This is a genomic window from Tenacibaculum discolor, assembly GCF_003664185.1.
Taxonomy (GTDB): Bacteria; Bacteroidota; Bacteroidia; order Flavobacteriales; family Flavobacteriaceae; genus Polaribacter; species Polaribacter discolor.
Window position 1 is genome coordinate 402,829 of sequence record NZ_RCCS01000006.1, and the last position, 25,211, is coordinate 428,039.

Annotated in this window: 19 protein-coding genes and 1 CRISPR repeat array; of the genes, 15 read left to right on the forward strand and 4 right to left on the reverse strand. The window is 30.1% G+C overall.

Going from position 1 to position 25,211, the window contains the following annotated elements:
* Window positions 1-189: 189 nt before the first annotated feature.
* The 3 genes from cas9 to cas2 are packed head-to-tail and all read left to right on the forward strand — an operon-like array spanning window position 190 to window position 5,643.
* Window positions 190-4,368 carry a type II CRISPR RNA-guided endonuclease Cas9 gene (cas9, locus tag C8N27_RS08100; protein WP_121146953.1) on the forward strand — a complete coding sequence of 1,393 codons (4,179 nt, stop codon included), beginning with the start codon at window positions 190-192 and terminating at the stop codon, window positions 4,366-4,368.
* 49 nt (window positions 4,369-4,417) lie between these two features.
* Window positions 4,418-5,308 (forward strand): type II CRISPR-associated endonuclease Cas1, encoded by an 891-nt coding sequence (cas1, locus tag C8N27_RS08105; protein WP_121146954.1) that lies wholly within the window; start codon window positions 4,418-4,420, stop codon window positions 5,306-5,308.
* The gene (gene cas2 / locus C8N27_RS08110; RefSeq protein WP_121146955.1) at window positions 5,305-5,643 is read left to right on the forward strand and encodes a CRISPR-associated endonuclease Cas2; all 339 of its coding nucleotides are present in this window, start codon (window positions 5,305-5,307) and stop codon (window positions 5,641-5,643) included. The genes cas1 and cas2 overlap by 4 nt, the downstream gene beginning before the upstream one ends.
* Window positions 5,644-5,701: 58 nt before the next feature.
* A CRISPR array of direct repeats spans window positions 5,702-9,470; the repeat unit is 46 nt; unit sequence CTTGTGATTGCTCACGTAAAAATACAATTTGAAATCAATTCACAAC.
* Window positions 9,471-9,840: 370 nt separating this feature from the next.
* Here the strand turns inward: cas2 and C8N27_RS08115 are convergent.
* From C8N27_RS08115 to C8N27_RS08125, 3 genes are all read right to left on the reverse strand, one after another.
* Complete coding sequence (locus tag C8N27_RS08115; protein ID WP_121146956.1) at window positions 9,841-10,029, reverse strand: hypothetical protein; 189 nt, start codon at window positions 10,027-10,029, stop codon at window positions 9,841-9,843.
* Between the two features lie 360 nt (window positions 10,030-10,389).
* The gene (locus C8N27_RS08120) at window positions 10,390-12,228 is read right to left on the reverse strand and encodes a hypothetical protein (protein ID WP_121146957.1); all 1,839 of its coding nucleotides are present in this window, start codon (window positions 12,226-12,228) and stop codon (window positions 10,390-10,392) included.
* A 219-nt stretch (window positions 12,229-12,447) separates the two neighbouring features.
* Window positions 12,448-12,675: a helix-turn-helix domain-containing protein gene (locus C8N27_RS08125; protein WP_099214612.1), complete on the reverse strand. Its 228-nt coding sequence runs from the start codon at window positions 12,673-12,675 to the stop codon at window positions 12,448-12,450.
* 162 nt (window positions 12,676-12,837) lie between these two features.
* On the opposite strand from C8N27_RS08125, the gene C8N27_RS08130 reads away from it, so the two are divergent.
* On the forward strand, window positions 12,838-13,551 hold the full coding sequence (locus C8N27_RS08130) for a hypothetical protein (RefSeq protein ID WP_121146958.1): 714 nt from the start codon (window positions 12,838-12,840) through the stop codon (window positions 13,549-13,551).
* Here the strand turns inward: C8N27_RS08130 and C8N27_RS08135 are convergent.
* A complete protein-coding gene (locus C8N27_RS08135) occupies window positions 13,548-14,846 on the reverse strand; it encodes a tyrosine-type recombinase/integrase (RefSeq protein ID WP_121146959.1) in 1,299 nt (432 codons plus the stop codon). The genes C8N27_RS08130 and C8N27_RS08135 overlap by 4 nt on opposite strands.
* Window positions 14,847-15,140: 294 nt before the next feature.
* Here C8N27_RS08135 and C8N27_RS08140 point away from each other — a divergent pair, with 294 nt between their 5' ends.
* The 11 genes from C8N27_RS08140 to C8N27_RS08190 all read left to right on the forward strand — a co-directional run bounded on the left by C8N27_RS08140 (window position 15,141) and on the right by C8N27_RS08190 (window position 25,190).
* Window positions 15,141-15,689: a hypothetical protein gene (locus C8N27_RS08140; protein WP_121146960.1), complete on the forward strand. Its 549-nt coding sequence runs from the start codon at window positions 15,141-15,143 to the stop codon at window positions 15,687-15,689.
* A 37-nt stretch (window positions 15,690-15,726) separates the two neighbouring features.
* Window positions 15,727-16,362 carry an SMI1/KNR4 family protein gene (locus tag C8N27_RS08145; protein ID WP_244174722.1) on the forward strand — a complete coding sequence of 212 codons (636 nt, stop codon included), beginning with the start codon at window positions 15,727-15,729 and terminating at the stop codon, window positions 16,360-16,362.
* A 102-nt stretch (window positions 16,363-16,464) separates the two neighbouring features.
* Window positions 16,465-17,025, forward strand: a complete 561-nt coding sequence (locus C8N27_RS08150; protein ID WP_121146962.1) for an NADPH-dependent FMN reductase — start codon at window positions 16,465-16,467, stop codon at window positions 17,023-17,025.
* A 168-nt stretch (window positions 17,026-17,193) separates the two neighbouring features.
* On the forward strand, window positions 17,194-17,418 hold the full coding sequence (locus tag C8N27_RS16095; RefSeq protein WP_317125078.1) for a YciI family protein: 225 nt from the start codon (window positions 17,194-17,196) through the stop codon (window positions 17,416-17,418).
* 41 nt (window positions 17,419-17,459) lie between these two features.
* On the forward strand, window positions 17,460-18,473 hold the full coding sequence (locus C8N27_RS08160; RefSeq protein WP_121146963.1) for an alpha/beta fold hydrolase: 1,014 nt from the start codon (window positions 17,460-17,462) through the stop codon (window positions 18,471-18,473).
* Window positions 18,474-18,737: 264 nt separating this feature from the next.
* Complete coding sequence (locus C8N27_RS08165) at window positions 18,738-19,646, forward strand: alpha/beta hydrolase family protein (protein WP_121146964.1); 909 nt, start codon at window positions 18,738-18,740, stop codon at window positions 19,644-19,646.
* Between the two features lie 48 nt (window positions 19,647-19,694).
* The gene (gene bla, locus C8N27_RS08170) at window positions 19,695-20,453 is read left to right on the forward strand and encodes a subclass B1 metallo-beta-lactamase (protein WP_121146965.1); all 759 of its coding nucleotides are present in this window, start codon (window positions 19,695-19,697) and stop codon (window positions 20,451-20,453) included.
* A gap of 382 nt (window positions 20,454-20,835) precedes the next feature.
* Window positions 20,836-22,461 (forward strand): hypothetical protein, encoded by a 1,626-nt coding sequence (locus tag C8N27_RS08175; RefSeq protein ID WP_147431712.1) that lies wholly within the window; start codon window positions 20,836-20,838, stop codon window positions 22,459-22,461.
* Between the two features lie 255 nt (window positions 22,462-22,716).
* A complete protein-coding gene (locus C8N27_RS08180) occupies window positions 22,717-23,619 on the forward strand; it encodes a hypothetical protein (protein ID WP_121146967.1) in 903 nt (300 codons plus the stop codon).
* Between the two features lie 334 nt (window positions 23,620-23,953).
* Window positions 23,954-24,196 (forward strand): hypothetical protein, encoded by a 243-nt coding sequence (locus C8N27_RS08185; protein ID WP_121146968.1) that lies wholly within the window; start codon window positions 23,954-23,956, stop codon window positions 24,194-24,196.
* 121 nt (window positions 24,197-24,317) lie between these two features.
* Window positions 24,318-25,190 (forward strand): XAC2610-related protein, encoded by an 873-nt coding sequence (locus tag C8N27_RS08190; protein WP_121146969.1) that lies wholly within the window; start codon window positions 24,318-24,320, stop codon window positions 25,188-25,190.
* Window positions 25,191-25,211 lie beyond the last annotated feature (21 nt).

A 25,211-nucleotide genomic window follows, 5' to 3' on the forward strand; every position in this document is an offset into this window, starting at 1 on the left:
CTAATATACGTTTTTTTAATTTAGTCGTTTACGGATTGTCGTATATCAAATAACTTTTTTTTACTTATTTTTAAATCATTAAGTAATTCGTTTCTTAATTAAACAATTGCTGTTTTTTCCTCTTAAAAACAAAACACATATCATAAGTTCACTCTTGTGTTGTCAACTAGTATAAAAAAGCGAAATAAAATGACTAAAAAAATTTTAGGTTTAGATTTAGGTACCAATTCAATTGGTTGGGCGTTGGTAGAAGAAGCTGAAAATAATTCGGAAGAATCAAAAATTATAAAGTTAGGAGTTAGAATAACTCCTTTAACTGTTGATGAAAAAACCGACTTTGAAAGAGGACGCCCTTTAAGTACAAATACTGAAAGAACCTTAAAGCGTGGAGCAAGAAGAAACTTACAACGGTATAAGCTAAGAAGAGAAGCTTTAATTAATGAGTTAATCAATCATAATATTATCTCAAAAGAAACTCCATTAACAGAAATAGGAAAAAATACAACGCATCAAACTTTATATCTAAGAGCTAAGGCAGCAAAAGAAGGGATTGAACTAGAGGACTTTGCAAAAATATTATTAAGTATCAATAAAAAAAGAGGTTATAAAAGTAGTAGAAAAGCAAGGAATGAAGAAGAAGGGGTCGCTATTGATGGAATGTCAATAGCAAAAGAGCTTTACGAAAATAACTTAACACCAGGAGAATATGTACTAAATTTATTAGAACAAAATAAAAAATACATTCCTGATTTTTATAAATCTGATTTACATAATGAGTTCAATAAAATATGGGAAAATCAACAGAAGTATTATTCACAAACTCTTAACGAGCCATTATATAAAAAGCTGCAAGGAAAAAACAAAAAACAAACATGGGCTATTTGTAAAACTCCTTTTAACTTAGTTGGAATCACACAAAAAGGAACAGCAAATGAAAAAAGGTTAGAACGTTATCAGTGGCGCACAAAGGGATTGACTGAAAAATTAGAACTTGAACATTTAGCTATTGTCCTTCAAGAAATTAATAATGACTTGAACAAATCGAGCGATTATTTAGGCGCAATTTCTGACAGAAGTAAAGAGTTACATTTTAAAAAAATAACCGTAGGAGAATATCTTCACCAACAAATTCAAGAAAACCCACATAACTCACTAAAAAATCAAGTTTTTTACAGGCAAGATTATATGGATGAATTTGAAAAAATATGGTCTGTACAAACACAATTTCACAAAGAACTAACGCTGCCTTTAAAAGAAAAAATTCGAGATATTATTATTTTTTATCAACGAAAATTAAAATCACAAAAAGGACAATTAGACTTTTGTCAGTTTGAAAGTTGGGAGCAAGAGTATGTGAACGATACAACCAATAAAAAAACGAAGAGGCGCATTGGTCGTCGTGTTGTATCTAAATCATCCCCGTTATTCCAAGAGGTTAAAATTTGGCAGATACTAAACAATCTTATTTTTTCTAATAAAAACACAGGCGACCACATTGCTATTAACGATTTAGATAGAAACATAATTGATGAAATTTTCCAAGAATTAAACCTTAGAGGTGAGCATAAAGCAGCCAGTGTACTTAAGATTCTTAAAAAGCATATAGTGCTAGGAAAGCAAAGTGATTGGAAAGCTAACCACGAAAAAATTGAAGGAAATACTACTAACAAAGCACTATATGATGTTTATCAAAAAATTGCGGAGTTAGAAGGGTATGGTTTTGATTGGGAAAAGAAAACAGCAACAGCTATTAAAGAAGAGTTAAAAGCTGTTTTTTCTGAAATAGGAATAAATCAGGATATTTTAGAATTTAACGGAATACTACAGGGTAAAAAATTTGAAAATCAGGCAAGTTATCAGTTATGGCATTTGCTTTATGCATCTGAAGAAGATTTTAACAAAGTTAGTAAAGAAGACCAAATGATTTATGGGAATAATGCTGTAAGTTTAAAGAAAAAGTTAGTTTCAAAATTTGGTTTTAAACCTGAACATGCAAAAATGTTAGCCAGTATTTCTTTTCCTCAAGACTATGGAAATTTATCAAGCAAAGCGTTAAAAAAGATTTTACCCGAACTTCAAAAAGGATATACTTTTTCCGAAGCCTGTAAAAATGTGGGTTATAACCACTCTAATAGTTTCACAAAAGAAGAACTTGAAAATAGAGAACTCAAAGACAAACTTGAACTCATTAAAAAAAATAGTTTAAGAAACCCCGTTGTAGAAAAAATTTTAAACCAAACTGTTAACGTAGTAAATCAAATTATAGAAACCTACGGAAAACCTGATGAAGTACGTATAGAATTAGCTAGAGAGCTTAAAAAATCAGCTGATGAACGTAGTAAAATGACTAGGAATATTACTGAGGCAACCAAAAGAAACCAAGATATAAAAAAGCTAATCATTAAAGATTTTGGTATTCCAAATCCAACCAAAAATGATGTAATTCGTTATCGTCTTTATGAAGAACTATCAAGTAACGGGTATAAAACACTGTTTACAAACAAAAAAATAAATAAAGAAGATATTTTTTCAAAAAAAATAGATATTGAACATATTATTCCTAAAGCTTTAGTATTTGATGATTCCTTTTCAAACAAAACACTCGCATATAGAGAAGTAAATTTAGAAAAGAGTAATACTACAGCTTTCGACTTTATTAACAACAGCAATCATTCAGGAATAGAAGACTATAAATTAAGGGTTGAGAGTTTGTATAAAGACGGAAAAATATCGCCTGCAAAAAGGAAGAAATTGTTAATTTCTAAAGAAGATATTTCAGATGATTTTATTGAAAGAGACCTACGAAACAGTCAGTACATCGCTAAAAAAGCAAAGGCAATGTTGTTCGAGGTATTTCCTAAAGTAGTTTCTACCACAGGAAGTATTACTGATAAATTAAGAGAAAATTGGGATTTAATCAATGTAATGAAAGAACTTAATTTACCAAAATATCGTGCTTTAGGACTCACGGAATATGAAGAACGCTTAAATAAAGGGACTGGAAAAATAAGGAAACATGAAGTAATAAAAGATTGGACGAAAAGAAACGACCATCGTCATCATGCAATGGACGCTTTAACAGTTGCTTTTACCACACACAACCATATTCAATACATCAACAATTTAAGTGCTAGAAAGCTTACAAATCACAAGAAGCACAAAATTATACTAAATATTGAAAATTTAATTACCGAAAACAAAAAAGGCAAACGCAAGTTTAAAGCACCCATATCTAACTTTAGAACTGAAGCAAAAAAACATATTGAAGCAATACTTATTTCATTTAAAAACAAAAACAAAGTAGTAACTCGTAACACAAATATTACGAAAACTAAAAATAATACCTTACAAAAAAAACAATTAACTCCTAGAGGACAATTGCATAAAGAAACTGTTTATGGAAAGATTAAACGTCCCTCTAAAAAAACGATAAAACTCAATAAAAACTTTGAGGCAAGCACTGCACAGCAAATTGTAAATCCTGTACATAAAAAAATAGTTTTAGAACACTTAAAAACATTTGACAACAACCCAACAATTGCTTTTGATAGCAAAACACTTAAAACAAATCCGCTAATATGTAAAAATAAACCTTTCAAAGAGGTTGTTTATTTTGAAGATATTTACACTATTAGAAAAGAAGTAAATCCAGAGAATTTTAAAACACAAAAAAATATAGAAAAAGTAATTGACACAAAAACAAGACAGCTTTTAAGCCAACGTTTAAAAGACCACGATAACAATGCGATAAAAGCTTTCTCTAACCTTAAGGAAAACCCCATATGGTTGCATAAAGAAAAAGGTATTTGTATAAAAAGAGTTCGTATTACAGGTGTTAGCAACGCTAAGGCATTGCATACAAAAAAAGACCATTTAGGAAGAGAAATTCTAAGTGAACAAGGTAACAAGCAAGCAGTTGATTTTGTTAGCACAGGAAATAACCACCATATAGCTATTTATAAAGATGCTAAAGGAAATCTGCAAGAAAAAGTAATTTCTTATTATGAAGCTGTAGCAAGAGTTAATGCTAATTTACCAGTAATTGATAAAACCTTTAAACAAAAAGAGGGTTGGCAGTTTTTATTTACCATGAAACAAAATGAAATGTTTGTTTTTCCTAATGATGATTTTGATATAAATGAAATTGATTTAATGGATGAGCAAAATACTTCAAAGATTAGTCCGCATCTGTTTAGAGTACAAAGTATAACTGAAAGAGATTATTGGTTTAGAAATCATTTAGAAACAATAGTAACTAATAATTTAGATTTTACATATAAGCGAAAAAGAACACCTAATTCTATTAAAGATATTAAAAAAGTAAGATTAAATCATCTTGGTCAAATTGTTCAAGTAGGAGAATATTAATTGCTATAAAAGCTTCATATATGAGCTTTTTTATTAAAACTAAATTGTTATGTTAAAAAGAACCATTTACATAGGTAATCCCGCATATTTAAAGCTAAAACATAATCAGTTAGTTGTCGCGTGCCCAGAAACCAAACAACCAATAGGTACAGTGTCTATTGAAGATATGGCTTTGCTAATGTTAGACCATCATCAGATTACTATATCTACTCAACTTATTAATCAGTTAATGGGGAATGGTGTTGCATTAATTCATTGCGATAATCATCATTTGCCAAACGGACTCATGCAACCTATGGTAGGACATTCTGAACTTACCGAACGTTGGCGATACCAATTAAAAAGTTCCATACCCTTAAAAAAACAACTTTGGAAACAAACTGTAATTTCTAAAATAGAAAATCAAAAGCAACTTTTACAACAAAATAATAGCCCATTTGAGGCAATGGATAGCTATTTAGAAAAAGTTATCTCAGGAGATGAAACGAATATGGAAGGAAAAGCAGCTAACCATTATTGGAAATATATATTAAACGATTTTCAACGAGAGCGCTTTGGAGATGTTCCAAATAATTTTTTAAATTTTGGATATGCTGTTTTACGTAGTATCGTAGCACGTGCTATTGTAAGTAGCGGTATGTTACCAGCACAAGGCATTTTTCATAAGAATAAATATAATCCGTATTGTTTAGCTGATGATATAATGGAGCCTTACCGTCCTTTTGTAGATAAACTTGTATTAGAGTATATTACAAAACATCCGACAGAAGATTCTTTAAGTAAACAAGCCAAAGCACACCTATTGCAAATAGCTACTGAAGATGTTTTGATTGATGCAAAAACACGCCCTCTTATGGTAGCTGTAACAACCACTACAGCTAGCTTGTATAAATGCTTTATAGGAGAAAGGCGCACTATTTTATATCCCAGTTTACCATGAATCAGAACCGTTATAATGCCTATAGAGTTATGTGGATACTAGTCTTGTTTGATTTACCAACCGAAACCAAAGTAGAAAGAAAGGCTGCCAATGTATTTAGAAAAAAATTGTTAAATGACGGGTTTACTATGTTTCAATTTTCTATTTATATGCGCCATTGCCCCAGTAGAGAAAACAGTAAAGTACATGTAAGAAGGGTAAAAAGTTCACTACCAAAGTATGGTAAAGTATGTGTCTTTGAAATAACCGATAAGCAATTTGGAATGATGGAGATTTTTCATGGTAGAAAAGAAATTCCAAAGCCAACTCCTGTACAGCAATTAGAATTGTTCTAAGTTTAAAATTCTGTTGAATGCCAAAACCTCCCTAAAATAGGAGGTTTTAAACATTTACCTTGTGATTGCTCACGTAAAAATACAATTTGAAATCAATTCACAACTGTAGAAGAATTGTTAAATGAAAATGATTTCTTGTGATTGCTCACGTAAAAATACAATTTGAAATCAATTCACAACAAGACTGCTTTTTATCCATAAGCCTTTGTCCTTGTGATTGCTCACGTAAAAATACAATTTGAAATCAATTCACAACAAACAGGAGACATAGCAGCTTTAGAAGCTACTTGTGATTGCTCACGTAAAAATACAATTTGAAATCAATTCACAACCAAGGCGTTGCAAATAATATTCAACAACTTCTTGTGATTGCTCACGTAAAAATACAATTTGAAATCAATTCACAACACACCTACAAAACCTCCTAAAGCTATATAACTTGTGATTGCTCACGTAAAAATACAATTTGAAATCAATTCACAACAAGCGCAGTTTTATAGGTATTTAGCGAGCGCTTGTGATTGCTCACGTAAAAATACAATTTGAAATCAATTCACAACCTGTAAGAATGGAACTTTCAATACCAATAGCTTGTGATTGCTCACGTAAAAATACAATTTGAAATCAATTCACAACTACTACGCACAGATAACCGCTACTGATGGTCTTGTGATTGCTCACGTAAAAATACAATTTGAAATCAATTCACAACAAAACAACAGAGATAGTGTCCTAGTAAATACTTGTGATTGCTCACGTAAAAATACAATTTGAAATCAATTCACAACATGAATTGTCTAAACACACTCAAAGAGACCCTTGTGATTGCTCACGTAAAAATACAATTTGAAATCAATTCACAACATGATAGGAAAACATCTAAGACGTAATTGTCTTGTGATTGCTCACGTAAAAATACAATTTGAAATCAATTCACAACAGTTTCACTAAGCTCTCTATTTATTAATTCCTTGTGATTGCTCACGTAAAAATACAATTTGAAATCAATTCACAACTCAGAAGGTTTAGATTCTTCCTCCACCTCTCTTGTGATTGCTCACGTAAAAATACAATTTGAAATCAATTCACAACTCCATAGGTTTTTTAGCTAAAAAAAGTTTTCTTGTGATTGCTCACGTAAAAATACAATTTGAAATCAATTCACAACCGAGAACAATATCATCCTCAAAACCCCCACCTTGTGATTGCTCACGTAAAAATACAATTTGAAATCAATTCACAACTGGTACAGCTTTAGCATATCAGTACATATTCTTGTGATTGCTCACGTAAAAATACAATTTGAAATCAATTCACAACGTAACAAAAAACTTTACGCTAGGTGAGTGGCTTGTGATTGCTCACGTAAAAATACAATTTGAAATCAATTCACAACTCTGTTTTAACTGTTTTCGCTAGTTGATCTCTTGTGATTGCTCACGTAAAAATACAATTTGAAATCAATTCACAACACCTGGATTGTAGGGATAGAAAAAAAGTTACTTGTGATTGCTCACGTAAAAATACAATTTGAAATCAATTCACAACATATATTTTTAAATGATTCAATAGCATAATCTTGTGATTGCTCACGTAAAAATACAATTTGAAATCAATTCACAACTTAAATAACCTAGCCCTATCGGTAGAATAACTTGTGATTGCTCACGTAAAAATACAATTTGAAATCAATTCACAACTTATTCGGAATGCTAGTATCTTTTAGGTCACTTGTGATTGCTCACGTAAAAATACAATTTGAAATCAATTCACAACCGCCGAGGATATAATAAAGAAAATTGAATTCTTGTGATTGCTCACGTAAAAATACAATTTGAAATCAATTCACAACATTGAGGTATTCCTTTAGCATCTCTTCTACCTTGTGATTGCTCACGTAAAAATACAATTTGAAATCAATTCACAACGAACGATATCTGCTATTAAACTGGTGTTTACTTGTGATTGCTCACGTAAAAATACAATTTGAAATCAATTCACAACGGATTTTGTTTTCACAGCTTTGCCTAGTGCCTTGTGATTGCTCACGTAAAAATACAATTTGAAATCAATTCACAACTACAAAAAAAAGGATAAACGAAAATATCTACTTGTGATTGCTCACGTAAAAATACAATTTGAAATCAATTCACAACGTGGACTTCTTGAAGTGCAAAGGTTTTGTTCTTGTGATTGCTCACGTAAAAATACAATTTGAAATCAATTCACAACCTGTAAGGCAAGAACTTTCAATGCCTATCACTTGTGATTGCTCACGTAAAAATACAATTTGAAATCAATTCACAACATAAATGGTGATACAAATTTAGCAGTAACACTTGTGATTGCTCACGTAAAAATACAATTTGAAATCAATTCACAACATGTCAATGCAGTTCCTTTGTAAACTACATCTTGTGATTGCTCACGTAAAAATACAATTTGAAATCAATTCACAACTATAACTGACGGAGACGCTCTTTGGCTACGCTTGTGATTGCTCACGTAAAAATACAATTTGAAATCAATTCACAACGAAACAGTTGGTAAGTTGTTCGGTATGGGTCTTGTGATTGCTCACGTAAAAATACAATTTGAAATCAATTCACAACATGTTTGATAATGAATATAAAAGAGCATTTCTTGTGATTGCTCACGTAAAAATACAATTTGAAATCAATTCACAACGAATGTTGGCAAGATACGGAAACTGATACACTTGTGATTGCTCACGTAAAAATACAATTTGAAATCAATTCACAACAGCTATCGTTTCCTTCTCATCTCTCTGTAACTTGTGATTGCTCACGTAAAAATACAATTTGAAATCAATTCACAACAACTCAGTTATTAGTAACAAGAAAGTTTTACTTGTGATTGCTCACGTAAAAATACAATTTGAAATCAATTCACAACCCATTGTTGAAATACAATCCAACTCCTTCGCTTGTGATTGCTCACGTAAAAATACAATTTGAAATCAATTCACAACTACATCAATAGAGAAGATGTTATGGAAACTCTTGTGATTGCTCACGTAAAAATACAATTTGAAATCAATTCACAACTAATCTAATAAAATATCTTCATAATCATTGCTTGTGATTGCTCACGTAAAAATACAATTTGAAATCAATTCACAACGGAGAAAAACTGTTAAAAGGCTTTGACTTACTTGTGATTGCTCACGTAAAAATACAATTTGAAATCAATTCACAACATATCAACTTATGATATACGTTTTAGATAGCTTGTGATTGCTCACGTAAAAATACAATTTGAAATCAATTCACAACTTGTATTAAAGTTTTTATTTTAGGTGAGTGCTTGTGATTGCTCACGTAAAAATACAATTTGAAATCAATTCACAACTAATGCTATAAACTCTTCAATTTCTAACGCTTGTGATTGCTCACGTAAAAATACAATTTGAAATCAATTCACAACTAGAAGATGTATTAACAAGAAAGGAAGGTACTTGTGATTGCTCACGTAAAAATACAATTTGAAATCAATTCACAACGAAATAAGCCAGAACTTGCAAGTCATTTAACTTGTGATTGCTCACGTAAAAATACAATTTGAAATCAATTCACAACATGTTAGATTTTGATAATGCACTAGCCATTCTTGTGATTGCTCACGTAAAAATACAATTTGAAATCAATTCACAACAGTTGCGGACAAATAGCACTTAACCGAATACTTGTGATTGCTCACGTAAAAATACAATTTGAAATCAATTCACAACATAAGAAGGTTTAATAAAAAAACAGAATACCTTGTGATTGCTCACGTAAAAATACAATTTGAAATCAATTCACAACAGATTTTTAACAATATAGACAAAGGATTTGCTTGTGATTGCTCACGTAAAAATACAAATAGACTTACAATACTATATATTCATGATTATTTTTATTATTTTAATAGATAAAATAGTTTGGAAACAAAAAAGAGCATCCAAAACATGGATGCCCAATTCTCTTTACGCACAGCAATCTACGCCCCCCGCAATCGTCTGTACATCTTGGTTAGTGGTTATTAACGTAAAGTTACTGAAATTTATTGTTTCTTGACTTATGATATCATGAAAAACATTAACCATATCACCTAATAATCACCTACTTAATAAACATTTGTTAATTCTTATTTTGACTATATTAGGATGATAAAGGGTTAATTTTTTATCTCTTTTTACACTAAATCATACACCTCTAAAAACTGTTTAACCTCACTAGGGCGTAACTTCTTTTTATGTTTAGCTACCTCAATAGGTAAATTACGAGTATCTGCTATTATCTCATTAATAGTTACTCGCATTTCTCTTTCAGGTAAGTAATAATACTTCTCGAAAAGTTTCTTTTTACTGTAAATTACGTTCATTAATTATGGTTTAAATACTGTTTATAATAGTGTTACTACCATTAATAAATTAGTTATTGCGTTTTTTGCGTGTGTATGTCATGCGTTCTCCATAAAACTCATCAAAAACATCTTATTCTTACTCCTAAACAACTCCTAACAAATTAGTTACAACTATTTAAGGAGGTGTTATTTACAATTTTGCGTAAAATTGCGTTTTCTTGCGTTTATCATTGCGCTTTTTTTTGGTCTGTATATTCTAAAATAGCGTGTCGTCTTAAAATAGGTTTACAATTTGTTTTTAATCCTAAAATACGTTTACAGCAACTATGTAACTCTTCCTTTTTAGAGATTCTTTCATTGATTGTTACTAACTTGCTTCTAAGTTCTGTTTTGATTGTTATAGTGTATCATAGTGGGCAATGCTGACAGATAGCTATGTGGTAGGTTGGTTTGCACATAGGTATATAGCTGTTTTGCCGTATAATTGCCTTTTTCATATTTCTTGATGGCTGTTGTAATTTTCTTTTGATAGGTCGCTTTGCGTTTTCTTGCGTTTTGTTGCGTTTGTCGTTGCGCTTTTTCTATTGCCTTTTGTTCCTGATACTTTACATGGGTTTTCCATACTTTGTGCAAGCCAAAAAAGCCTATTTCATGGGTTTGGGTACGTGTTTTATCAAAGTATAACGAGGGGTATAATGCGGTTACTTGTGATTTGATAAACCATTTGCGAGCAAATTCTAGTTTCCAACGGTATTCTTTGAGCTTTTGAATTAGGGTTGTCTTTTGAGTGATGTTTGTAAATAGTTCGTTGTTTAGGTAATTGATGGCTTTTTTCCATTCGCCTACATAGACATTGTGCTGTTTCCAAAGTTTTGCAGAAGTTTTGATACAATCTTGTAGTAAAATTGCCTTAAATTCTTCAGTAGTTACATTGGCGTAGAGTTCTATTTTTTGCAAATAGTCATAACGCAATCCTTTGTAATTATCATACACACCGTCTGCCAGTTCTTGCGCTAGTTCTCTATCGTCTTGTAATCGAGCTAAAAAATTATGTGTAAGCGGGCTGTTTGTACCTTGGCTTGGTTTTTCTTGTTTTAAAAAATCAGGCAACAGGGCTTTGACTGCTTCGGAAGTTTGACGCGGGCGGGTGGTTGTTTTCTTACTTATCACTGTGGTGTTCTTGTAGAAGCCGTCCGCAGGACATATAAATTCTTCCTTTTGAAACCCTGTGTTATTTACACAGTCTTTTATTTCTTTTTCTTTTAATAAAAAGGTTCTAGTAGTATCATTATTATCTGGTAATTCTTTCCAGTTCTTCTGTTTAAAAAATTGGTTTTCAATTCTTTTGGGTTTTGGTGGGTTTCCGTCTAAAATTGTTAGAATTTCAGGGTGGAAATTAACCGTTATGGGTTTGTATTGGTTGGTATATGTATAGTTGATTAAGATGTTGGCTTCTCTAAGTCGTTTGATGTGGTTTTGCGCTGTTTTTTTGCAAATAGCAAGCCTTGGTATCTCTGCGATGGTATGTGTCGCTAATTTACGGTGGTCTATCGTTAGCTTTGGTAAGGCATTTTTTAATACACTGGTAGGGCGATTCATTTCTAAGAGATATGAATTGCGTTGTTTTAATTGGGCGATATAAAAGCCTACCAAAACATTAAATAAAAGCTCGGTGGTGTACTTGATGGTTGGTTTGCGCTTTTTTATGATATAGTTTGCGTTTTTTTGCGCATTGAATTTTGCTACCTCTTTGTTGTAGATAGTAGCAAATTCACTGCGGTGTTTCTTTGTAAAGTCTGCGACTTGTTGGGCTAGTGTTGGAGTGTTAGGAGCTATGACTGTTTTGTTATACTCGGCTATCGTTTTGTTATACTCTACAGCTTGCTGATTATAGCTATGTACATATTGACGGTAGTTATCCATCGTGCTTTTCATAGCACTTCTATCTAGAAAAGGATAGTTGATATAGTTGTAGTGTTTACTTATCGCTTTTTCATGCTCTTTTCCCTTTTTTAAAAGCAAATAACCATGTTGGGTATTAAATTCCTCTACGGCTTTGTTGTATTGCGTATCGTTTAGCTTATTACGCTGCGCATTGTCTTTAAATAGCTTAATGGCTAGTTGGGTGATGGCATCCAAGGTTGTGCCTTGTAAATATTCATGTACTTTTTGATTGTACAATCCTATTTTTGTTAATGATGTATTGTTTTTTTTCATACTTTAGCTGCTTTGGGGGTGTAATTGTTCTGTTATCTAACAGAATCTTCTCTACTCAAATACAATTTTTTTTAACGGTTAGCCTAGGGGTTAACCGTTTTTTGCTTTAAAAAAGTAACCCACAACTTGAATGTTGTGAGCTACTTACAATAAGTGCTTACTTATCGCTGTGGTGTCTTTGCGCTTTTTGCGTTTTTTTTTGCGCTTTCTTTTTCATGGTTATTGTTCAAAGCTCTCCACTATCTTTTCTAAAAATTGAATTTTAGGGATATGGTATTTACCGTCTTGAAAGATTGCTTGAATGGTGTTTTTATGGATGCGGTTTTTAACCGTGTTAGGATGTACTTTTAAATACTTTGCGCAACCATCTACAGTAAGCATGGTATCATTGGCATTAAAAATGGTTAAGGCTTTAAGGTTTACTTTTAATAAGTCTGCTTGGGTCATATTCAATTTTTAAATTTTTGTGCTATTTTTTATTTTTTGCTCACAAACACCAATAATCTATCGTTAATTGTTATATTTGTGGACAATTACGACGCAAAAATAAAATCAATTGTCAACTTTTAGAGTAAATTGTGGACAAAATAATTTAAATAAATTGATAAGATGTTGAAAACCAGTTCGGAAATTTTACAGGAGCTATTAGACCATTTAGGTATCAAAGCAAACCGCTTATCAGTAGAGATTGGAGACAATAGCAATTCTCGTATCTACTATGTAAGAAATGGAAGAAGTAAGATAAGCCCAAAGCTTGCCAAGGCGATTACTAATAGATATAAAGAGATTAACTATATGTATTTGCTTACAGGAGAGGGGGAACTTGTCAACAAGGATATTATGGTGAATACCAATGGGAATGTTTTTGTGGAAAAACCTGATGGTAGTTTTAACGTAACTACACGATTGATTCCTTTTGATGCCTATTCTTCTTTTTTAGAAACCTTAGATGATGCAAATGTAATTTATGAGTGGGAGGAAGTAACTTTTAATGTAGAAAAGTACGGTCGTGGTAATTACGAAGCATTTAGGACTAAAAACGATAGCATGAACGGTGGCGGGATAAATGATACACCTAACAGAGCTTTGGTATTGGGTAGAGAACTTGGACGCCATCATTGGATGGACGGATTCAACCCTACTTTATACGGATGGATTATTCTTTCTAAACACAATGTTTTTCACAAGGATATTATCGGACTGGATAAAGAAAAAGGGACGATTATTTGCCATAGTAGAAATAAAAGTCCCGAGTATTCAGATTTTGAGTTAGACCTTAATGAGGTGTATCAAATTTTTAAGGTAATTAAAAGAACGTTTTAACCCCATGTTTGTTGCATAAAGTTAATAACACTTTCTTGGTTGGTCTTTTTATATTTGGTTAGGGTGTCTGCTTTTCGGATACCTGTAATTTTCATAATAATATGGTCGGGCATTCCTTTTTCTGATGATAGAGTAATAAAAGTTCGTCGTGCTGTATGAGTACCTATCATTTGCCATTTTTCTAGTTCTGCTGTGTGTTTTTTATTCCCGATTTTTGTTAGCTTCTTTACTGTAGTTGTTATTCCTGCTTCTTTGCATATTTTCTTTATTTCTGTATTAAATCTATTTTTTGAAATAACAGGAATGTTCCAATTATACTTTTCTAAAATAGTTGACAGCCTAGGGGTTAATGGTACAAAACTCTCATGGACTGTTTTTTGATTTCTTTTGATTATCATATCCCCATTTGGTGTTTTAACCACATCGGATTTATTAAAAACCGAATAATCTGAAAAACGTTGTCCTGTATAAATACCCAATAAAAATATATCCCTAATTTGATTGTGCTCTTCTGTAGTGAGTTTTACTTTTTCTATCTTTTGAATTTCTACATCTGTCAAATGAACGGCATCTATATCGTATTTTTTTACTGTATTTTTCAACTCTTTTATTGTAAAACCATAGTTGTCTCTAACCCAATCTAAAAAGGCTAAAAACACTTTGATATGTCTATGTAGAGTATTATCGTTATAGGTATTATTACTTTGAATTTGTGCGCCGAGTTCCTTTGCTTTTTGTTTATCGACCAAATTGATAAAGTCTCTTAGAAATCCACAATAGGTATCTATCCAATTCTCATTCAAGTCTCCAAATAAGGTTACTTTGTTTCGATAATGGTCAAATAAAGCTATTTTTTTACTCATATTGTTGTAAAAATAGTCCCAAGCTTTCGAAGTATCTTTACGCTTCTTTTTTGACTCCATAAAAACCTTGATAGCTTCACTTACTACATAAGGCAATTCGTCACTTTTATAATTATATTTAAACTCCTTATCAAAAACACTTCGCAATGCTGATTTGGTCAAAGGAATATTTTTTTGCTGATATTCAGAAATCGTATGCTGTAATAGCTTTTTATAGTTGTCTAAGATTAACGCGATTTGTTTATTCTTTTTTCCAATTGCTCCTCGTTTTACTTTTGGATAACGGGTAGAAAAATCCCACTCTATTGGGTTTATTTTTTGTTTTGTACTATATTTAAAATTCTTATTGCTCGTCGGTTCATCTTTTGCATAGAAAATTAAATCGATTGCCGTTACTACTTCTCCTTTGGGTTTCTTTAAATAAAAATACATACCTTTATTTTTTTACAAACATAACAAAAAAAGGGAAACAAACAGGGAAAGTAAAATTGTATTTAACTGTGATTTAGGGAAACAACCAAAAACAATAAAAACACATAAAACACTGATAATGTTTACATTTACAAACAAAACAAATAATCATAAACAACATAGCGCGAACACGGCGGATTCGACTACGTCCGAATCCACTCGGTAATTACTAATACTAGTTCTTAAACAAAATATGTAACTTTAATCCCGTAACAACAGTTATACAAATACGTTGTAGCACATTTAAAAAAACCTATGGCAACATACCAATTTCTAACCTTTGTACTTCCAAGAAAGTCAATTGAAAACAAATATGGCGAAATTCCAAAACAACTTGAAATGAAACACGCTGAATGGGAAAAGTATTGGAACAATTGGAATATGGAACTGAATAAAGTACCAGAACCTGAATTTGAAGATGCGATTTCAACGAAATGGTGGAAAGGAATCCAGATTAACATTGCGGAATTAAGAAATGAAATTGACAAAATTATTCCAAGAGCTACGTGGAATAATGAAAGTTGGAAAATTGAAAACGGAGAAGTTGACCACGATTTGAGTATTGACTATAATGAAAAGGAGAATTTTATAGAAGATTTTAGATTTCGGACTGATTTAAGAGATTCGAAACTGGATTTCTTAAATTCAATGCTGGAATTATGCAACCGAAATGATTGGATTTTAATGGACGAAAACGGAAATTTAAGCGAACCAAAAATTGAAAGTTTAGCTGAATTAATTAAAGAATCTCGAGCTCACATGTTTATTACAAATCCAGAAGAATTTTATAACACTTTAAAATAAAAAAACGTGCTACAACACCGTATAAAATTAATTGCTAGTGCAAACCTACTATAACAAAATAAATATGAATACAGTAATTGAAAAATATATAAACGGACTTAAAAAAGCATATTTAGAAAATAATGGACAGGAGGATTGGGAGCATTTTGAAAAAGTTATACACGGTTCTGAAAAAGTAAATATTGATAGGTTAAAACAAATTTATCCTGATATCCCAGATACTTTAATTGACTTACTTGAATACGTTGATGGAACATATTGGCGGAAATATGGAAACGAGGAAATCTCCTTTTTTATTTTAGGTTCTGATGTTAATGAATACCCCTATTACCTATTATCTTCTAAAGAAATAGTTGAAAATCAAAGTAAAGCAAAAGAATACTATTCAGATTATATTGAAAGAAAATACGAAGGAGTTGATATAGACGAAAAAATAACCAATAATTCGGAGGTTGTTAAGTGGCTTCACTTTTCTGATTGCATGAATAATGGTGGAACTTCTCAATTATTTATAGATTTCAGTCCTTCTGAAAAAGGAAAAAAAGGACAAATAGTAAGGTTTTTGCACGATCCAGATGAATTCAAAGTAATAGCCGATAGCTTTGACGAGTACTTAGAAAAATTAATAAATAATGACTATAACTTTATTAATGAGGATATAATGGAGTTTTAAATAACAGTATACAAATAATATATAAAAGCAGTAATGCGATTACTGAAGTCACAACTAACGGTTATACTAAACCGTTCCCTACAACTTAAAAATAGCTTATAAATGAATGATAAAAAGAAAATAATTGGAATTTGTGGGAGTGCCAGTCGAAACTCTGCAAACCTGACAATTCTAAAATACATAGCAGAATCCCAAAAGTCAGAATTCGACTTTGAAATGATAGAAGATTTAACCGAATTCCCACATTTTAGAACTGAATTGACTGATAAAAATGTTCCTGAGAAAATCGTAGACTTCAGAAATAAAATATTAAGCGCAGATGGAATTATTATTTGTACACCTGAATATGTTTTCAGCATACCAAGTAGGCTGAAAAATATTTTGGAGTGGTGTGTCTCGACAACTGTATTTTCTGATAAACCAATCGGACTAATAACTGCTTCGGCAAGTGGAGAAAAAGGACACCAAGAGTTAAAACTAATTATGGAAACTATACAGACTATATTTACCGAAGACACTACCCTATTAATAAAAGGGATAAAAAGTAAAGTTTCTAAAGAAGGAAAAATAACTGATAAAAAAACAGAAACTGAATTACAAAAACTTATTAAGTCTTTTAAAGAATTAATAAAAAAGCCAGCAAGTAACATCGTGTATAATTAATAAATTAGTTCACACCTACTTACAAAATTTAATGCTAGCTAGTGCCACTACTTGTCTATACAGACAGACAAAAAAATCCATAATTGAATAAATAAAACTTTAAATGTTTATAATTAATCTGACTTATAAAACAGAACTAAAAAAATTGACCACTTTCTTAACGAGCATATTGAATTTCTAAATAAGCAATATGAATTAGGACATTTTATAGCTTCTGGACGAAAAATACCAAGAACGGGCGGAGTAATATTATCAAATGTCAAATCTAAATCTGAATTGGAGAAGATTATAGAAAAAGACCCTTTCAAGAAAAATGAATTAGCAGATTATGAACTGACTGAATTTGTACCGAGTAAAACTTGTGAAGAATTGAAATTCTTAATGGAAGAATAAAGTACGAACACACAATAAGTTTATTATATATAAAAATTACTATGAAATTAATTCTAAAACCCCTCAAATGGATAGGTACATTTTTAGTTGGAATTATACTACTCTTAATAGTATCAGGAGCATGTTACCGTTTGTTTAGCTCAAAACCTGTTCCTCCTGGAAAATTAGTTGATGTCAACGGAACAAAACTTCACATAAGAGCTGAAGGTAAAAAAAACGATTTACCAACTATTATTCTTGAAGCTGGCGCCAATAGTCATACAGATATGCTTCATTGGATTGCAGAAGGATTGAAGAAAAATATGAGAGTAATACGTTATGACAGAGAAGGAAAATGGTTTAGCGAATCAAGTAAGGATAGTATTACATCAGAATTCTATGCGCACCAATTACACGAATTACTTGAAAAAAGTGGAGAAAAACCTCCTTATATACTTATAGGTCATTCTATGGGTGGACCTTACAATCAAATATTTAGAGACCTATACCCAAATGAAGTAAAAGGAATGGTCTTCCTTGACTCTAGTCACCCTGAACAATGGGAACGACTAGCTCAAAAAGAACTGATTCCAAAAGAACAAATTAACTTCCTAAAAATTACTGCTATTATTTCAGATATGGGAATAAGAGGCATCTATAATAAAATAACTAGTCCTAAAGCTAAAAATGATGGCTTACCTAAAGACTGCCATATCCGTAACCTCAATCTTGCTTCTTATTCAGGTAAGGTTTATCACAGATATTTAAAAGAAAACCGCATCAATAAAGATATCCTTGAGCGAGCAGGTCAGGCAAAAAGTTTAGATTCATTACCAGTTTTAGTTTTTACCGCTACTGAACAGTATAATAAACCTCAAAAAGAAAAATTTAAAAAGAATGGGATTGATACTGACAAACAAATTCAATTATGGTTAGATATACAAAAAGAACTGGCAGAACTATCTACTAATAGTAAACAATTTGTTATTGAATCAAATCATGGTACTATAATTACCAAAAAGGAAAACGCTGATATAATTAATAAAGAAATACTTTTAATGGTGGAAAAAAATTGAAAAATAAAATCGTAAGTAAAATATTATATAGCCACATTACAATGGATTCAAAATTCACCTATCACAGCTCAAAAACACCATTTTAACCGTACATTTTTGTACGGTTTTTTATTTTGTTTTATCTTGGCTAACGCTAATAAAAAAACAAAAATTGCTAAAAACTTCCGCTTATCATACCATAAAAGGAATATAACAGTAAATTTATTCTGTATATAAACTAGTAGTAGCAATACATTCTAAATTCAGGTAAGAAATAACCCACTTATGAAACATATCAGCCTCCTTTTACTATTTTTATGTATAACTTTAATTGGTTGTAATAAATTAGCTAAACATAAAAGCATCTCAGTTACTCAAACAAAAGTCGAATCAATAGATTCAATAAAAACAAAAGATGTAACATTTGAGAGTGAAGGGGTTACTTTGGCTGGTACAATTTACACCCCAAAAAAACCTCATGCTTCTGTTGTTATAGTACACGGTTCTGATAGTGTTCCGAGAATGACCAAATTCGCTGAATTATTAGCTAAAAATAACATTTTAGTATTTACTTACGATAAGCGTGGGGTTGGAGAATCAGGTGGAATTTATGCAGGGCCTGAAGTAGGCACGAACAATATTAGTACAGATAATCTTGATTTATTAGCAAAAGATGCAAGTGCAGCTGTAAATTTGATTCAACAAGAAAATAAAAGTCTGCCTATTGGTTTATTAGGTTTTAGCCAAGCAGGTTGGATAATTCCAATTGCTGCAAACAAAAATCCACTTGTAGAATTCATGGTATTGTTTAGTTGTCCTACTATTACAACTCTTGAACAGCTCAGGTTTCAATTTTATACTAATGGAAATTCTGACTTTTGGAAAAATCATACCGAAAAGGATGCCAAACAACACACTAAAAATGATCCTGACAGATACCAATTTAAAGCTACTGACCCTCTAGATGCATTGAGCAATCTTTCAATTTCTGGTCTTTGGCTTTTTGGTGAAAAAGATATTCAGATACCTGCAAAATTGTGCATAGAAAACCTTAATAACTTAAAATCTCAGAATAAACCTTTCGAACATGTTCTATTCCCTGCATTAGGTCATAACACTGGATATTCAGCCTCTAAAGAACCATTTAACATAGCAATGAAATGGATAAAAAGAGAAGCTATAAAATTGCGCTAATGACAATTTGAAGAACTAAATCAAAAAAACACTAATATACATACCTAAATGAAAGCTGTAATAAAAACTTTATTTATAATCTTAATTTCATTAACAGTTACAAGCTGTGACCATAAAAAAAATGATTCTTTTAAACCTAAAGAGGTTTATAAAACTAAAAACCTAATTATCAAACAAATTTCTAAAAACTCGTTTCAACATACCTCTTTTTTACAAACTGAAAGTTTCGGAAATGTTCCTTGTAACGGTTTAATTTTTAGCTATAAGAATGAAGTTATAATTTTTGATACCCCAACAGATAACTCTACCTCAGAAGAGTTAATAAAATGGGTAAATGAAACTCTTGACTCAAAAATTAACGCAATTATTCCAACTCATTTTCATGATGATTGTTTAGGTGGATTAAAGGCATTTCACCAACATCAAATTCCTTCTCATTCATATTATAAAACTTTAGAGCTTGCTAAAGAAAATAATTCTGAAGTTCCACAAAACAGCTTTAAAGATTCTCTTATATTAAAAGTTGGTAATAAAGATATTATTGCAAAATATTTTGGAGAAGGACATACGAAAGATAACGTTGTTGGTTATTTCCCTTATGAAAATATTATGTTCGGAGGATGTTTAACAAAAACACTTAATGCCAGCAAAGGAAATTTAGCAGATGCCAATGTTTCAGAATGGTCTAATACTGTTGAAAAGATTAAACTAGAATACCCCAATATAAAAATTGTTGTTCCTGGACACGGAAAATATGGAGATATGAAGTTATTAGACTACACTATTAACTTATTCAAAACTGAATAAAAAAGGCATCAACCAATAATATTTTTTAACAAAACTCTAAAAGTTAAATAAAAAGATTATAGTTATTTAATGAACTTAATTACAAACCATCCTTTTGCTGGCCCCGTTGATAAATCCATTTCAGATTCTTATTACTATTCAAAATCAAAAAGAAATATTTGTTATTCCCCTATGGGAAATTGGTTTGAACTGGGTAAAGAAAAAAAGGTATAAATAAAATAATTATGAAATTTTAGACAAACCATTTATACTGAGCTCAAGCACTCGATTAATTATATTTAAAATAAAAATTCACTCAAATTAAAAATAAAAACAATAGTTGATGCTCTTTATGAATACTATTTTCTTACTATTAAAAAATCTTAAAATTAAAACAATTGTTATGTTTAAAGTAAAATCGGTAATCATACTATGTTTACTTTACTCTTGCTCTACTAAAGCTCAGGAAACGATTACCAAAGAAGCTGTTACAGAACTAATGGTTATAGAACAAGAAAAGTTATGTGAAGACAAAAGCATAATCGAAAAAAAAAAAAAAGAAATAAAATCTTTTTTAGATACGATAAGTATTAATCATTTAAAGAAACAAGTTAATGAGAATTTAAATTACTACATAAACAATGAAAGTAGTATTATTGAATCACTTAACAATCATCAAAAAGATATAAATGAAAGAATTAATAGTAACATAAAATTATACTTACCTAACGAAGAAAAATACACTAATAAGGAAAATATACTTTTAAAATTAGTCAACAACAACCATTTAGAATATAGAGATACTATACAAAAAGGTACTTATTTTAATCAGCTTTTTGAACACAATAAATCTTACATTAAACCTCTAGTCATGAATAGTGGCTTCTCTACTTATAATTTTAAGAGTAAAGTAACTACCCTACCCTACTATTCTTTAAACTCTCATTCTGAACAGAACTTGAGAATTATGAATATTTATTACCATGATGGTACTAAAAAAAACACCCCAACCCCTATCGAATCTCATTCATTCCCTTTGAATTCTATTCCTGTAAAAAAAATGAAACATGTTGATAGTTTACAGCTAGAATTCAAAATTAATTACTTAACCAAAATTGATTCTATTCATTTTAAAAAAAATGAAATAGAAATACAAAAAGGAGACTTTAAACTACTTAAAATGGAGAAAAATTATGTAGAATACGAAACTCCAAATGCATATTCTTCTTATATAGAAGCATACTATTACAATGAAGAAGGAAAAGCTTTAAAAACTAAATTCAGTATCAGTAATCTATCTACAGAGACTCCTGTACAAGAGTACAATGAGACATTTAACTATATAAAAAGTACTTCTGAATATGTAAATAGAATAACTACTAAAGAGGAAGCTTTTCTAACATTAAAATACCTAGATTTAAAAAACCATAATAATCCACATAAAAAAACTAAGAGTAGAGTAACCTTAGAAGGAAATGTTGATTCTTTTACTTTATATATAGAAAGTAAAAGAGATACAATTACCTTTTTAACCACACTTAAAAACGGGTCATCAGTAAAAAAACTTTACCTACATAAATTAGAGGACAAGACAGAGTTTATTGACAAAGACGGAAAAATAATTACTTCAATTCCTTCTTCTGTTCACTTTTTATCACATCATACAGGCTATCATTCCGATAAATATTTTTTCACAGAAAGAACAGAAGAAAGAAACTATTATTATCTAGATCAAGACAAGCAAACTATTTCTAAACTTCCTTATTCACAAATAGAATACTTATGCTCGCCTATATTACTTGTTAAAGAAAAAGGGAAGAAAGGGTTTAAATTATTATCTGCAGAAAAAAACCTATTACTATCTGACAAAACATTTACTAATGTTTTTATTCAGCGTTATATAGGTGAAGGTATTCTAGTATATAACAGCGAAGGAAATTTTCTGCTTTATGACCAAGACAACAAATTAATTACCGAAAACACAAAAAAAGTAGATAAAATAATTCTAAAAAAATCAACAGGGTGGTAATACGTACATAATTTGCGTGTAAAGAATTGAAAGTTTTCGTATTACTTACATAGTATAGATTCAAAAATTTACTTATCAAACCTGAAAAACATTTAATTTAACCGTACATTTTTGTGCGGTTTTTTATTTTGTTTTACCTTGGCTTTCGCTTATAAAGAGAACAAAAATTGCTAAAATCTTCTACCCATTATTTCTTTTATTGATTTTTATTCTCTGTTAAAATAAACTTTAGTACTAATAAAAATTGAAATAATAATGAACTTTAAAACCTCCCTTGTTATACTTCTTAACTTAAGTTTAACCTTCTCATGTTTAGCTCAAGATAATGCCCCTATTACTCTTGAAGGAAAATGGAAAGTAGTTGATTGGACTTATATGAGCTTCGTAGGAAGAGGTCTTGATGGGAAAGAAAAACAAGAAATAGACAAAACTGTAAGTGATTTAGTTTTAGATTTTAAATTAAATCAAACTTTTTCTAGTAACAAACCTGCTTTTCAGTTTTTAGAAAACCAAAAGTTCTTTGTAAATAATTTTAGTGAAGTTGTAATAAACAACCAATATTACCCCATTTTTATTAAGAATAATACATGTTACTTTTTACTAAGTAATATTATGCTTCAAATTAAAAAAACAGAAAATTATAAAAATTCAAAAATAAACATTGAAAAGTTTCCTAGTAAATATAATGAAATAGAAGAAAGTTTCAAGAAAGAAAAGAAAATTTCAGGAGAAGTATATAGTATTAATGATTTAGATAAACCTCCTAAATTCAAGACAGTCGAATTTGATGAAAATTGTTTAATCGATTGTCTTCTTAACTCTTTTAACTCAAACATGAAGTACTATATAGATTTTTCAAAAGTAGAAAAAGATACAAGTTATTTTATAGAGTTTACTGTAGATAATACAGGTAACATTTATAACATACATATAAAATCTAAAAACAACAAACCCAGTAATGGACTTACTATGACTGCTAAAGTAATTTATGGAACTAAAGAAAATAACAAAGAAAGTAAAAAAGGTAAAATTACTGGAATTGAAAAAAATATTATAAGCAGTATACTAGCTTTTAAAAATCAACTGATTGCTGGCAAGAAGAATAATAAAAATGTAAATACCAAACTAAATTTAGAACTAAGGTTAATTTCAAAATAAGAGCACACATATCTTCAAGTAAAATATAACCAACTTAAAATTAACACTAAACAAATACATTAGCAATAATTAAACTTTATATGAAAAAAAAAAATACCTAATTGTATTTTTAGCGTTTTTAAATGTTTCTTATATCAATAAACTAAAAGAACATAATATTGATTATTATAAGCAAATTTTAAATCTAAAAAACATACGCTTTGACCAAATTGAGACATTACTAGTAATTGAGGAGTATATTAATGATAAGGGATTCCAAAGTTCAGACAGAAAAGGTATAGTTGTTTATAACACAAATAACAGTGGTGGTGGAATATATACTTACTCAGTAGATTTGAAAAAGAAAAACTCATTAGGGTTATCTGATGAATTTTACAAAACAAATATATATAGAAAAGAAAGAGACTTTATTTTTCAATTAGCTGTATCAGACTTCAAGTTTATTCATGTATTAGAAAAGATTAACCCTAATAAAGAAGGTAAATTAAATTATGTAATTTCCAGCTATGATAAAAGTAAAAATACAGGTTTTAAAATAGTCAACTTATATGACATAGTAATGAATGAAGAAAAATAAACAAAACTTCTGTTAATATTATCTATAAATAATTGCTACCCTAACTACTCGATTATCTTTATATTTTTTGAGTTAGTTACTTAAATAAGTATTATATATAACTTAACAATTTTAGAGAAAAATGAAATTTCCATTATTTATATTATTCCTGTTATTTTCAATAACAAGTAAAGGTCAATCTAGTTATTCTGGTCATTTAGGAAAGTTCCCCATTACATTGGTTATGTACCACTATAGTGATGGAGTTTCTTTAGCTTATTATGTTTATAATAAATATGATAACCCGATAATAATAAACGGAAACCTTAAAAATGAAGAATTAAAACTTTTAGAAAAGGATAAGAAAGGAAACACTTCTGCTACTCTTATTTTTGAAAATTTTAAAGAAAGTGATACAGAAGTTACAGGAAAATGGATTAATGCTGACTCTACAAAAACTTATCAAATTTTATTGCAAAAAGATTTTGATGTAAGTTATGGAGACGATATAGAATGGAAAAGTAGAGAACTAATCCAGTCTAACACTACAAAAAAACACTACTTTAAAACCATAATAACTAAAGAAAAGGGAAATTTTTATGCTAGAGTTTCTGGTATAAAAATATTTGAAAAGAAAACAGATAAACTAATTCAAACTATTGAATTAGACTGCCAACTTTTTGGAATAGATAATGTAAGTATTGGTGATTATAACTTTGATGGAATTGAAGATTTTTCTGTTTTTGAAGCTAGTTATGCTGGTCCAAATACTTCCAGTATTTATATTTTAAGGACTCCTAATTCAAATAACTATTTTAAAAGTAGTTTCAGCGGTACTTCCTTAATATTCGATAATGAATCAAAGTTAATTCACGAGCACAACCAATGCTGTGCAGGAAGAATCCACATGAATGCAACTTACAAAGTGGTTAATAACGAAATGGTTTTAATTTCACAAAAATGTATTGAATATAATGACGATAAAGAAGAATTTATTGATACCAAATGTCAATAAAAAATAATAAAACAAAATCTA